Source organism: Glycomyces buryatensis, from assembly GCF_004912275.1.
Taxonomy (GTDB): domain Bacteria; phylum Actinomycetota; class Actinomycetes; order Mycobacteriales; family Micromonosporaceae; genus Glycomyces; species Glycomyces buryatensis.
Map to the genome: position 1 here is coordinate 1 of NZ_STGY01000005.1, position 11,964 is coordinate 11,964.

An 11,964-nucleotide genomic window follows, 5' to 3' on the forward strand; every position below is an offset into this window, starting at 1 on the left:
ACAGGACACACCGACACCGACTTGACAGACATAGAAACGTCTGCACCGACCCGGGTTCGGCCAGGGATCCGATGATCGGCACCAGGACCGCGATGGCCTCGTCGGTGCGGCCGTGCCGTTCCAGAAGTTCGGCCAAGTAGATCGCCGCGTGGTGCGGGTCGTCCGCTGCGAGCGGGCGGAGCACCGCAATGGCGCCCTCGATGTCGCCCCGGGACTCGAGCAACTTGACCAGGCTCCAGGCGGCGTAGGAGCCGCCTTCTCCGGCGATGTACTCCCGCAACTCCTCCAGGCGGCCGTGCTCGGCCAGCAGATCCGCCAGCTGCTCCCGATAGTTGACGCTCGACGCCGACTTGGTGAGCAACAGGTCCAGGGCCTCATCAAGGCGACCCTGCCGTTCGTACACTGCCGCCACCAATCCCAAGGATTGATGGAATCGCCATTCGCCCAATTCGAGCCAGGCTTCGACCTGCGGCAGCAGCAATGCGGTCACCTCGTCGTCCCTGCCCAGACCGACGGACACCTTCACCAGCAACTTCGCGAGGTACCAGTCCTGCGCATGCGGAAGCAGCAGCTCGAACGCCGCCTCACCCCGGCCGCACTCAGCGAGCAGGCTTCCCATGCGGTGCACGGCGGGTCGCTTGCCCGCCTCCGCGTGCGGGCGGACCAGGGCGATCGCGTCGTGCATGCGTCCGCCCTCATCGAGGTACCCGGCGGCCACTGAGGCCGCCGGCCACCAACCGGAATCAACGAATGGAGTGAGTAGCTCCATCGCCGCATCCAAGCGGTCCTGTTCGATCAGCTCCCGTGCGAACGCCTGCGCGCAATTCCAGTCGCCGTTGCGGGCCTGTCGCTCCACCTCGTCGCCATGACCACGCTCGATCATCAACGACACCAACCGTTTTGCGATCCACCCCTGGCTCCAGGGGCTGTCCTGTCGTGCAAGTTCAGCTGCGTCCACGACGGCGAGACTAACGACCCCGTGCTCACCGTCACGGGTGCAAAATCAGCCAGACCGCCACGGCCCGCTCCGACGAGCGATTGATGATCCGGTGCGAGGTCTCGCAGGGGTACCCGATCGAATCGCCCCTTCCCAGGACGACGCGCTCGCGCTCGAACTCGATCGTCAGCTCGCCCTCGGTCACCGTGCCGGTCTCGTAGCCCTCGTGCCGGAAGAGTTCGTCGTCCAGTGTGGCCGTCGCGCCCGGCGGGTAGAGCGACTCGAAGAAGTCAAGCCCCGCCACCGAACTCGGTGAGAGCCTGCGGAACTGCACCCCGCCGGCGAGCGTCACCGGCCGCGACTGCTCCGCCCGCCGCAGCGTGAAACCCCCGCTCGGCAGCCGGTCGAAGTGACCCGAGTCCGGATTCGGCTCGCCCTCGTCATCGAACAGCGCCGCCAGCGGTGTGCCGAGCGCATTCGCGATCTCGATGAGCCGAGACACCGACGGGCGCATGACCTCCCGTTCGATCTGCGACACCGCGCTGCCCGAGATCCCAAGCAGCGTCCCGAGTTCCCGCACCGTGAGCCCGCGCCGCTTCCGCAGCTCGCGAATGCGCGGCCCGACCGCGCCCTGGACCGCCGCGCCACCTGGCTGCTGTACCGAGACCATTCCGCAATTCTAGGCGGACCCCGCCCCGACTCCGAACCAGTCATCACTTCACGATTCTGTTACGGACCAGAAACCAGACGCCTCACGTAAAGCCATACCTTCACAAACACCCACTCGCGTCCGAACGCGGCGCGACGGGTCAGCCGAAAGGGATGGCGATGACACCGACACCGAGCACTGACCAGACCGAGACCGCCACACGACCCCACGACATCGTCGAGGCGGCGGGCCAGCCCGTCGGCGACGGCAATATGAAATCCGGCTACGACCCCGCGCTCGCCAACGAGGATCTGGCGCCCCTTCGCAAGCAGCGCTGGAACTCCTACAACATCTTCGCCTTCTGGATGTCCGATGTGCACTCCGTCGGCGGGTACGTGACCGCCGGCAGCCTCTTCGCGCTGGGCATCCAGTCCTGGCAGGTGCTCGTCTCCCTGGTCGTCGGCATCTGCATCGTGCAGTTCTTCGCCAACCTCGTCGCGAAGCCGAGCCAGAAGACCGGCGTCCCCTACCCGGTCGTCAACCGCTTCGTATTCGGCGTCCGGGGCGCCAATATCCCGGCGATCATCCGCGGCGCCATCGCCATCGCCTGGTACGGCGTGCAGACGTTCCTGGCCGCAGAGGCGCTGAACATCATCTTTCTCAAGTTCTTCGGCTGGGCCGCGGTCCTCCAGACCGACTACGCCTTCCTCGGGCTCCCCGCGCTCGGCTGGATCTCCTACGCGATCCTGTGGTTCGCCCAGGCCGCCGTGTTCTGGAACGGGATGGAGACGATCCGTCGGTTCATCGACTGGGCCGGCCCGGCCGTCTACGTCGTCATGATCGCCCTGACGGTCTACCTCGTCGCGCAGGCCGGCATCGGCAATATCGCCTTCGGCATCTCCTCGGGCGACGGCGGCCTCGGATTCTGGGGCTCGCTCGGCGTCATGGCCTCCGCGGTCGGCATCGTCGTGTCCTACTTCGCCGGACCGATGCTGAACTTCGGCGACTTCGCCCGCTATGCCAAGACCTTCGAGGCCGTCAAGCGGGGGAATTTCTGGGGACTGCCGGTCAACTTCCTGTTCTTCTCGCTGCTGACGGTCATCACCGCCTCCGCGACGGTGCCGGTGTTCGGCGAGCTCATCACCGACCCCATCCACACCGTCGAGCGCATCGACACCGGATTCGCGATCATCCTCGGCGGCCTCACCTTCGTAACCGCGACCGTCGGCATCAATATCGTCGCCAACTTCATCTCCCCGGCCTTCGACTTCTCCAACGTCGCACCGAGCAAGATCAGCTGGCGAATGGGCGGCATGATCGCCGCCGTCGGCTCGGTGCTTCTCACGCCGTGGAACTGGTACGGCAACGACCTCGCCATCCACTACACGCTGGGGATCCTCTCGGCGCTCATCGGCCCGCTCTTCGGTATCCTCATCGCCGGGTACTACGTGGTCGCCCGCCAGAAGATCCTCACCGACGCCATGTACACCCGGGACACGGCCGGACCGTACTGGTACGCCAAGGGGTACAACCCGAACGCGATCTGGGCGATGCTCATCGCCGGGGTGCCGACGATCCTGCTCGCGACGCTCCCCCGCGTCATCTCAGGCGCCGGCGGCCCGGACATGTCGTGGATCGGCAACTTCACCTGGTTCATCGGCTGCGCGCTCGGATTCGGGGCGTTCGTCCTGCTGGAGCGGGCCTACCCCCGGGTGCCGAGCCTCGAGCACGAGGAAGCCTGAGGGAGCGGATGCACCTGCGACTGATCAACCCCAACACGTCCGTGCCGATGACCGAGCAGATCGAGGTCGCCGCCTGGCGCGCCTCGGCTCCGGACATCGAGATCTCGGCGGTGTGCCCCAGCGAGGGCGCGGCGAGCATCGAGTCCCACACAGAGGAGATCCTCGCCGCCGCCGCGGTCGTGGCGGAAATCGAACGCGCCCAGTCCGCCGGGCGGCGCATCGACGGCTTCGTCATCGCCTGCTTCGGCGACCCGGGACTGGACGCGGCGCGCGAGGTCGCCAGCGTACCGGTCGTCGGCATCGCCGAGGCGGCCATGCACGCGGCGACGCTCGTAGGGCGGCACTTCGGGGTCGTCACGACGCTCCCGCGCACCCTCGGGCGGGCCGAGGACCTGGTGCGCCGCTACGGATTCGAGACCGCCTGCGTCTCGCTGCGCGCCGCGGACGTGCCCGTGCTGGCGCTGGAGGATCCTTCATCGGAGGCGGTCGACGCCATTGCGGCCGAGGCGCTGCGGGCGGTCGAGGAGGACCGGGCCGACGCGATCGTGCTGGGTTGCGCGGGCATGGCCGGTCTGTGCCGCACGCTCGAAGCGCGCCTCGGCGTGCCGGTGCTCGACGGAGTCGCCGCATCGGTCGGACTGGTCTCCGGACTGGTGCGCATGGGCGCCGGCACGTCGAAGCGCGGCGAGTACGCCTACCCGCCGAGATCCATGCCGACTTCCGCTATGCCAAGAAACCGCGTTCGATGAGGCGGCGGAGGATCGGGTAGAGCTGCGCGTAGAGCAGGGCCGTCTCGGCGCCGTACGTGTCGGCCAGCAGCTGGACCTGGAGACGCACTTCCGTCTCGCCGTCGCAGGCGCCGAGGAAGGCCACCAGGAGCGGATCGATCTGCTCGGCGTAGCGCATGCCGCCGGACTGCTGGAGCCACTGTCGGTCGACGTCCCAGCCTTCGGCCCCCAGTTCGGCGGCCTGCTGGAGGGCGACGCCCGGCGCCACGCGGAGCTTTGACTCCCACAGCGCCTCCGGTTCGAGGTCCTTCTCTCGCACCGCGAACCAGTCCGAGACGCGGCCGGACCACGGGGTCTCGACCGAGTGGCGAGCCTCCTCGCACACCACTTCGGTCGGGCCTGCGACGCGGCGGAAACTGACGAAGCCGAAACCGACCCCGTCGACCTGATTGTCATCGAACCAGTCGAGCCAGGCGGCGGCCTGTTCGGCATTGCCGTCCTCGCCCGAGTCGCGCTGCCAGGTGCGGACGTAATCGAGCGGGTCGAGCAGTTCGCGCTCGACGGCCCAGACGCGGGCGCCTTCGCCCGAAAGCCATCCGGCGACCCGTTCGGACCAGTCCTGGCCCGCCACGTGCAGCCAGTTCGCCAGGAACTGCATGGTGCCGTTCGGGTTCAAGAGACTCGTGGAGGCGGCGGCGAGTTCGGCGGCGATGCCGTCGGCCTCGCGGCCGCCGTCGCGGTAGGTCCAGCCGCTCCCGGGCGTGGCGATCACGAACGGCGGGTTCGCCACGACGAGGTCGAAGCGGCGGCCCGCCACGGGTTCGAGCAGGTCGCCTTGGACCAGTTCGATGTCGATGCCGTTGACGGCGGCGTTCAAGGCGGCGAAGGCGATGGCGCGTTCGCTCAGGTCCGTCGCGGTCACGCATTCGGCGTGGTCGGCCAAGGCGAGCGCCTGCACGCCACAGCCGGTGCCCAGGTCGAGCGCGCTCTCGACGCCGGATCGGAGGGTGGCGTCGAGCAGGAGTTCGGAGGCGCCTGCGATGCCCAGGACGTGTTCGCGCCCGCGCCCGCCGGTGGTGTTCGGCAGCTGGTCGGAGAACAGCAGGCGCTCGCCCGAGCTTTGCAGGCCCCAGCCGGCCGCGAGGCCGCCCGGGGTCCGGACCAGCAGGCCGCATTCGAGCGCCTCATCGAGGCCGAGGGGCGCGAGCGCCTTCTCGGCTGGGCCCTGGGCGACCGGCACGCCGATCGTGAACAGCCTGGTCCACACCCCGAGTGGGTCGTCGCCGCAGGCGGCGAGGAGCGCCCGGTAGTCGGCGCGGTCGGCCGCGGTCATGGCGTTCTCGCCATAGGCAGACCGCAGCGCGGCCCGGTGGTAGCCCCCATTGCGGAGGGCTGCACCGAGCCGCGCTGCGGCTTCAGCTTCGAGCAGTCGCACTTAGTCGCGCGGCTTCTCTCGCATTTCGAAGGCTTCGATGACGTCGCCCTCTTCGATGTTGTTGTAGTTCTTCAAGGTGATACCGCATTCGAAGCCCTCGCGGACCTCGGTCGCGTCGTCCTTGAACCGGCGCAGCGTGGCCACGGTGGTCTCGGTGACGACCTTGCCGTCGCGCATGAGCCGCACCTTCGCATTGCGCTTGATGACGCCCTTGTGGACGAGGCAGCCACCGATGTTGCCGAACTTGGAGGAGCGGAACACCTCGCGGATCTCGGCGGAACCGAGCTCCACTTCCTCGTACTCCGGCTTGAGCATCCCCTTGAGGGCGGTCTCGATTTCCTCGATCGCCTGGTAGATGACCGTGTAGTACCGGATGTCCACGTTCTCGCGCTCGGCCATGTCCCGGACGCGGCCTTCGGCTCGGACGTTGAAGGCGATGATCGTCGCCGACTCGCCGTCGCCGGCCGCAGCCAGGTTGACGTCGTTCTCCGTGACAGGACCGACGCCGCGGTGGATGACCCGCAGCTGCACTTCCTCGGGGATCTCCAGCGCGACCAGGGCCTCTTCCAAGGCCTCGACCGAACCGGCGCCATCGCCCTTGATGATGAGCGAGAGCGTGGTGCGCTCGCCCTCGGCGATCTTGTCCATGAGGTTCTCGAGCGTGGTGCGCGAGGCCCGGGCCGCCTGCTGCGCCGCGCGGCGGCGAGCCTGCCGCTGCTCGGCGATCTGGCGGACCGTGCGGTCGTCGTCGGCGGACAGGAACACGTCCCCGGCCATCGGAACCGAGGCCAGACCCTGCACCTGCACCGGGTACGAGGGCGTCGCCTCGCTGACTCGGTTGCCTTCGGCGTCGAGCATCGCACGGACGCGGCCGTGGGCCCCGCCCGCGACGATCGAGTCGCCGACGCGCAGCGTGCCCTTCTGGACCAGGACGCTGGCGACGGGGCCGCGGCCCTTGTCGAGGTGCGCCTCGATCGCGATGCCCTGCGCGTTGCCGGTGACCGGGGCCGCCAGCTGGAGCGAGGCATCGGCGGTCAGCAGGACCGCTTCGAGCAGCTCGGGAATGCCGATGCGCGGCTTGGCGGCCACGTTCACGAACATGGTGTCGCCGCCGTACTCCTCGGCGACCAGTCCGTACTCGGTCAGCTGCTGGCGGACCTTGTCCGGGTTGGCGTCGGGCAGGTCGGTCTTGTTGACCGCGACCACGACCGGGGCGTTGGCCGCCGCGGCGTGGTTGAGGGCCTCGACCGTCTGCGGCATGACGCCGTCGTCGGCCGCGACCACCAGCACCACGATGTCGGTGACGTTCGCACCGCGAGCACGCATGGCGGTGAACGCCTCGTGGCCCGGGGTGTCGATGAAGGTGATGGCGCGGTCTTCGCCCTCGTGCTCGACCGACACCTGGTAGGCGCCGATGTGCTGGGTGATGCCGCCGGCTTCGCCGGCCACCACGTTCGAGGACCGGATCGCGTCCAGCAGCTTCGTCTTACCGTGGTCGACGTGGCCCATGACGGTCACGACCGGCGGACGGGGCAGCTGTTCGGCCTTGCCCTCCTCGTCGAGGTCGATGCCGAACTGCGCGAGCAGTTCCTTGTCTTCCTCTTCGGGGGACACGATCTTGATGTCCCAGTCCAGGTGCGTGCCGAGCAGTTCCAGCGTCTCGTCGGGAACCGACTGGGTCGCCGTGACCATCTCGCCCAGGCCGAACAGCTCCTGAACGAGCGTGCCCGGCAGGGTGCCGATCTTGTCGGCGAAGTCCGACAGCGAGGCGCCGCGGGGCAGGCGAATGGCTTCGCCGTTGCCTCGGGGAGCGCCCGACTGCATCTTCGGAGCCGACAGGTTGTCGAACTCCTGACGCCTCTGACGACGCGACTTGCGGCTCTTGCCGCGGGGACCGCCGCGACCGAACGCGCCGGCCGCTCCGCCGCCACGGGCCTTGCCGCCGCCGCCCGCGCGACCGCCGCCACCCCGGTACGGAGCGGGAGCGCCGGTCGAAGGACCGGAACCGCCGGTCCCGGGACCACCGGTGCCGCCGCCTGCGCCGCCGAAGTTGCCGCGGTAGTTACCGCCGCCTCCGGCTCCGCCGCGACCGCCGCCGCCGCCAGGACGACCGCCACCGGCGCCGCGGCCTCCGCCGCGACCACCGCGAGCGGCGCCACCAGGGCCACCGGCGGGACGACCGGGCATCATGCCCGGGTTCGGGCGCGGAGGCATCATGCGCGGGCTCGGACGGGGACCGCCCGGGCGCTCGCCGCCGCCTTCAGCGGCGGGGCGAGGCTTCGCGCCGGTGCCGCCTCCGACACCGAACGGGTTCTTGGGGCCGGGCTTGGGACCGCCCGGCTTGGGCGCGTTGCCGCGAACGACCGGCTTGGGGCCGGGCTTCGGGGCCGGAGGCTGGGCGGCGCGCTTGGCCGCGTCCTCCTGCTGGCGCTTCAGCATCTCCTCGGCGCGCTTCTGCTCGGCGGCGACCTCGATGTCTCGGGCGCTCGCCGGCTTGGGCTCTTCCACCTTGGGTGCGACCGGCTGCGCGGCTTTCGCCACGGCAGGGGCCGCCGGGCCGGGCGCAGGCGCCGCGGCCTTCTTCTTCGCCGGGACCTTCTTGGCCTTGACGTCAGTCTTGGTCTGGGCGACCTTGGCGGGGCTCGGCGCTGCCGGGCGCGGCTTGGCCGCGGCCTTCGGCTGGTCTTCCGCCGGCGCGGCCGCCTCGGCCGGCGCTGCTGGGGCACCCTTGCCATCGACGTACTGCTGCCGCAGCCGACGCGCCACTGGCGCCTCGACCGTGCTCGACGCCGATTTCACGAACTCGCCCATGTCACTGAGTTTGGCGAGCACTTCCTTGCTCGTCGTACCCAGTTCCTTCGCAAGCTCATGTACGCGGGGCTTTGCTGCCACTGCTCTCCTCACTTCGAGGTCGCACGGGCAGCGCCCGCCGACCTCATCTCTCCACTAGCAACCAGTTCATTCGCGGAACTTCATCGCGTGGTCTTCATTCGGCCTCTACCTGCTTCGTGTGCGGGAGCCGACCTCTCGGCCGACTCCGACTCGACAAGGGCTCGCACCGCCGCATCGTCCACCGGTCCCTCGACTCTGAGGGCTCGGGAGAACGCACGCTTACGAACTGCCTGGTCAAGGCAGTTCAAATCGTGGTGCACATGTGCTCCGCGGCCGCTGAGGCGGCGCTTCGGGTCGGGAACTAGGCGGTTCACCGAACCCTCAGAGCGTTGAACGACGACGCGCAGCAGCTCAAGAGCGGCGGCGCGTCCACGGCATCCCACACAGGTGCGGATTACCGCTGCGTCACGTTGCGATCCGATATTCAGTCTACCTCCCGGACGGACGACCGCCACCGGCCGGGCCGGTCTGCTCCTTCGCCCCACTGGCAACGTGCGCATCGGACTTGATGTCGATGCGCCAGCCGGTGAGCCGGGCGGCCAACCGGGCGTTCTGCCCCTCGCGTCCGATCGCCAGCGACAACTGGTAGTCGGGCACGACTACCTCGGTCGAGCGCGTGGCCTCGTCGATGACCCGCACCGACAGCGTCTTCGCAGGCGAGAGGGCATTCGCGACGAAACGTGCGGGGTCGGCGTCCCAGTCGACGATGTCGATCTTCTCGCCGCCCAGCTCGCTCATGACCGCCCGGACCCGCGAGCCCATCGGGCCGATGCAGGCACCCTTGGCATTGACGTCCTTCGTTGTGGCGCGGACCGCGATCTTGGATCGGTGACCCGCCTCACGTGCGATCGCCGGGATCTCCACGGCGCCCTCGTCGATCTCGGGCACTTCGAAGGCGAAGAGCTTCTTGACCAGCGCGGGGTGGGTGCGCGACAGCGTCACCTGGGGGCCGCGGGCCGTGCGATTCACTTGAATGACGATGGCGCGGATCCGCTTGCCGTGGTCGTAGTTCTCGCCGGGCACCTGCTCGTTGAGCGGCAGGGTGGCCTCGATCTTGCCGAGGTCCACAGTGATGATCCCGCGTTCGTTCCGTTCCCCATGCGCCTGAACGACACCGGTGACGATGTCGCCCTCCTTGCCGGAGTACTCACCGTAGTTCACTTCGTCGGCCGCCTCGCGCAGCCGCTGGAGGATGACCTGCTTGGCCGTCTGCGCCGCAATGCGACCGAATCCTTCAGGGGTGTCGTCTCGCTCGGAGACGATCTCCTCCTCATCGTTCAACACTGGCACCAAGACATTGGCGTCGCCCGTACTCCGGTCCACGACCACGCGTGCGCGCTCGTCGGCACCCGGGGTGTGCCGGTAGGCGGTCAACAGCGCCGACTCGATAGCGCCGAGGATTGTCTCGAAAGGGATGTCGCGCTCGCGTTCCAACGACCGCAGCGCGGCCAGGTCGATATGCACCCGTACTCCTTAAGTCTTGAATTATCCTCGCCGGGGCTCGCAAGGCGGCGAGCTCACATCGAAGGGTCGATGCTCACTTCAGCTCAATCTGCACCTTGCCGGACCCCAGCTCGGCATAGGTCGCCGAACGGCTTTCGCCGTCGACTTCTAGTTCAATCCCCCGCTCGCTGGCGGCCACGACTCGCCCGGTTACGGGCTCCTCCCCGATGTGCACGGCCACCAAGCGCCCAATATTACGCCGCCAGTGCCGAGGCTCGGTCAGCGGACGGTCGACGCCGGGAGAGGACACTTCCAGGGTATAGGCATCGTCCGCAAAGGGCCCACCCGTAGTCTCCGCCGCGTCCAGTGCTCCCGAGCACGCCTTCGAGGCGACGGCCACATCGTCGAGGCTGATACCGCCGTCCTTATCGACCTGCACCCGCACCAGGAGCCGGCGTCCGGCCTTAGTGACCTGGAGTCCCTCCAGGTCGAACCCGGCCTTCTCGACCGCCGGCTTGACGATGGCCTCGATTTCATTGCGCTTCTCGACACCCATTGGCTCTCCCTCTCCGCCTATTTCGCCGAGATTAACCGCCCGGAGACAGAACCGAAAGGCAGCCTGGGAAACTGGGTGGGTGTTCACGACCCGACGCGGACTCCTCGTCGGCGCCGCCATTCTCGCGGCCGCCGGATGCACCGAGACACCAGCGCAGATAATCACGCCCAATGCGGACCTCACGGCCGCGCTTCGCACCGCCCGGAGCCTCGCCCGGGCCTCAGAATCACTGGGGTACAGCGACATCGCGAACGACCATTCGGCCCACGTCGAGACCATCGAGAAAATCCTGCTTCCGAACGTGCTTCCCCAAGAGGACGCGGAGGGCGCCGATCCGTCCGATCCGGCCGCCTTGGCCGACGCCGAGACGGCCGGGAGCACCGAGGCCGCCGAGTCGTGCCTGGCGACCGACACCGACTACGCGCTCCTGCTCGGGGAGATAGCGGCCTGCCGCGCCGCCCACGCGGCGGTCCTCGCATGACCGTCGTCGACACGGGCCTGGCGGCCGAATTCGCCGCCATCTACGCCTACAGCGAGGCCACGGTGCACCTGGACGGAGAGCCGCGGGAGCTGGCCGAGTCCCTGGAGTCAGAGCACCGGGACCGCCGCGATGCGCTGCTGGACTACTACGACGCGCATGGACTGGAGTCGACCCCAGCCGAGCCCGGTTACTCTCTTGAGCGCGTCACCGAGGCGGACGAGGTCGAGGCGCTGCTGCTCGACGTCGAGACCCGCGTGGCCACGACCTGGCGGGCCGGCCTGGCCTCCGACGATCCGGACGAGCGCGAGATCTGCCTGAACATGTACACCGACTCGGCGAAGGCCTTGGCGCGCTGGAAGATCGCGATCGGCCAGAGCTACGCCGATCCCTGGCCGGGCCGCCCCGTGTAGCGCAGGTCCTGGGGGCACCGGCCACTAGCCGGCGCGGGGAGCGACCCGGCCCGTGCACACATACCCGATATGCGATACTCGGTATACCCGAACGGTTTGCGAGGTAGACATGAGTGTCAAACACAGCCTGCTGGCGCTATTGGAGCGCGGGCCCGCATACGGCTACCAACTGCGGTCCGCCTTCGAAAGCGCCACCGGCAACACCTGGCCGCTCAATATCGGCCAGGTCTACACCACGCTCTCGCGGCTCGAACGCGACGAGATGGTCGAGGCGCTCCCCGAGAACGAATCCGGCCAGCGCCCCTACCGCATCACCGAGACCGGCAAGCGCCACCTCGCGAGCTGGTTCGCCTCCCCCGTCAAGGCCGCCGACCGCCCCCGCGACGAGCTCACCATCAAACTGGCGCTCGCCGTCACCACCCCCGGCGTCAATGTCACCGAGGTGATCCAGCGCCAGCGGGCCGCCACCCTCCGGGTCCTCCAGGAATACACCCGGCTCAAGGCCGACGAGAACGCCGACCTCGCCTGGAAGCTGGTGCTGGAGTCCATGATCTTCCGCGCCGAGGCCGAGATCCGCTGGCTCGACCACACCGAGGCCGTCGTCGCCCGCGCGGAGCTCCCCGCACCGTCCCCTTTCGACGTCACCGAACCCACTCCTGAAACCGAAGCCCTCCAAGAGAAGCGGTAGAAG

The 11,964-nt window shown here is 68.7% G+C and carries 12 protein-coding genes; 5 read left to right on the forward strand and 7 right to left on the reverse strand.

What is annotated here, in order from left to right; all coding sequences use genetic code 11:
• Positions 1–883 (reverse strand): tetratricopeptide repeat protein (locus FAB82_RS01830; RefSeq protein ID WP_136532841.1); only part of this gene is annotated, 883 nt, incomplete at its 3' end.
• Between the two features lie 106 nt (positions 884–989).
• Positions 990–1,607: a helix-turn-helix domain-containing protein gene (locus FAB82_RS01835; protein ID WP_136532842.1), complete on the reverse strand. Its 618-nt coding sequence runs from the start codon at positions 1,605–1,607 to the stop codon at positions 990–992.
• 158 nt (positions 1,608–1,765) lie between these two features.
• Here FAB82_RS01835 and FAB82_RS01840 point away from each other — a divergent pair, with 158 nt between their 5' ends.
• Both FAB82_RS01840 and FAB82_RS01845 read left to right on the forward strand, forming a co-directional pair.
• Complete coding sequence (locus FAB82_RS01840; protein WP_136532843.1) at positions 1,766–3,328, forward strand: NCS1 family nucleobase:cation symporter-1; 1,563 nt, start codon at positions 1,766–1,768, stop codon at positions 3,326–3,328.
• An 8-nt stretch (positions 3,329–3,336) separates the two neighbouring features.
• Positions 3,337–4,077, forward strand: a complete 741-nt coding sequence (locus FAB82_RS01845) for an aspartate/glutamate racemase family protein (protein WP_136532844.1) — start codon at positions 3,337–3,339, stop codon at positions 4,075–4,077.
• Here the strand turns inward: FAB82_RS01845 and FAB82_RS01850 are convergent.
• From FAB82_RS01850 to rimP, 5 genes are all read right to left on the reverse strand, one after another.
• Positions 4,052–5,491 (reverse strand): methyltransferase, encoded by a 1,440-nt coding sequence (locus tag FAB82_RS01850; protein WP_136532845.1) that lies wholly within the window; start codon positions 5,489–5,491, stop codon positions 4,052–4,054. The two genes, FAB82_RS01845 and FAB82_RS01850, sit on opposite strands and share 26 nt — an antisense overlap.
• The gene (gene infB / locus FAB82_RS28265) at positions 5,492–8,383 is read right to left on the reverse strand and encodes a translation initiation factor IF-2 (RefSeq protein ID WP_136532846.1); all 2,892 of its coding nucleotides are present in this window, start codon (positions 8,381–8,383) and stop codon (positions 5,492–5,494) included.
• Positions 8,384–8,463: 80 nt separating this feature from the next.
• On the reverse strand, positions 8,464–8,883 hold the full coding sequence (locus FAB82_RS28500) for a YlxR family protein (protein ID WP_136532847.1): 420 nt from the start codon (positions 8,881–8,883) through the stop codon (positions 8,464–8,466).
• Positions 8,813–9,847, reverse strand: coding sequence for a transcription termination factor NusA (gene nusA, locus FAB82_RS01865; RefSeq protein WP_136532848.1), 1,035 nt, complete (start codon positions 9,845–9,847; stop codon positions 8,813–8,815). The genes FAB82_RS28500 and nusA overlap by 71 nt, the downstream gene beginning before the upstream one ends.
• A gap of 73 nt (positions 9,848–9,920) precedes the next feature.
• A complete protein-coding gene (rimP, locus tag FAB82_RS01870) occupies positions 9,921–10,382 on the reverse strand; it encodes a ribosome maturation factor RimP (protein ID WP_136532849.1) in 462 nt (153 codons plus the stop codon).
• Positions 10,383–10,461: 79 nt separating this feature from the next.
• On the opposite strand from rimP, the gene FAB82_RS01875 reads away from it, so the two are divergent.
• From FAB82_RS01875 to FAB82_RS01885, 3 genes are all read left to right on the forward strand, one after another.
• Positions 10,462–10,863, forward strand: coding sequence for a hypothetical protein (locus FAB82_RS01875; RefSeq protein WP_136532850.1), 402 nt, complete (start codon positions 10,462–10,464; stop codon positions 10,861–10,863).
• Positions 10,860–11,273, forward strand: a complete 414-nt coding sequence (locus FAB82_RS01880) for a ferritin-like domain-containing protein (protein ID WP_136532851.1) — start codon at positions 10,860–10,862, stop codon at positions 11,271–11,273. Before FAB82_RS01875 ends, FAB82_RS01880 begins: the two co-directional genes overlap by 4 nt.
• A gap of 109 nt (positions 11,274–11,382) precedes the next feature.
• Positions 11,383–11,961: a PadR family transcriptional regulator gene (locus FAB82_RS01885; protein ID WP_136532852.1), complete on the forward strand. Its 579-nt coding sequence runs from the start codon at positions 11,383–11,385 to the stop codon at positions 11,959–11,961.
• Positions 11,962–11,964 lie beyond the last annotated feature (3 nt).

Excerpts from the sequence above, each read along its gene's own strand:
- FAB82_RS28500 (WP_136532847.1), bottom strand. The coding sequence starts at position 8,883 with ATGCGCACGTTGCCAGTGGGGCGAAGGAGCAGACCGGCCCGGCCGGTG.
- FAB82_RS01835 (WP_136532842.1), bottom strand. The coding sequence starts at position 1,607 with ATGGTCTCGGTACAGCAGCCAGGTGGCGCGGCGGTCCAGGGCGCGGTC.
- FAB82_RS01845 (WP_136532844.1), top strand. The coding sequence starts at position 3,337 with ATGCACCTGCGACTGATCAACCCCAACACGTCCGTGCCGATGACCGAG.
- FAB82_RS01840 (WP_136532843.1), top strand. The coding sequence starts at position 1,766 with ATGACACCGACACCGAGCACTGACCAGACCGAGACCGCCACACGACCC.
- rimP (WP_136532849.1), bottom strand. The coding sequence starts at position 10,382 with ATGGGTGTCGAGAAGCGCAATGAAATCGAGGCCATCGTCAAGCCGGCG.
- FAB82_RS01880 (WP_136532851.1), top strand. The coding sequence starts at position 10,860 with ATGACCGTCGTCGACACGGGCCTGGCGGCCGAATTCGCCGCCATCTAC.
- FAB82_RS01885 (WP_136532852.1), top strand. The coding sequence starts at position 11,383 with ATGAGTGTCAAACACAGCCTGCTGGCGCTATTGGAGCGCGGGCCCGCA.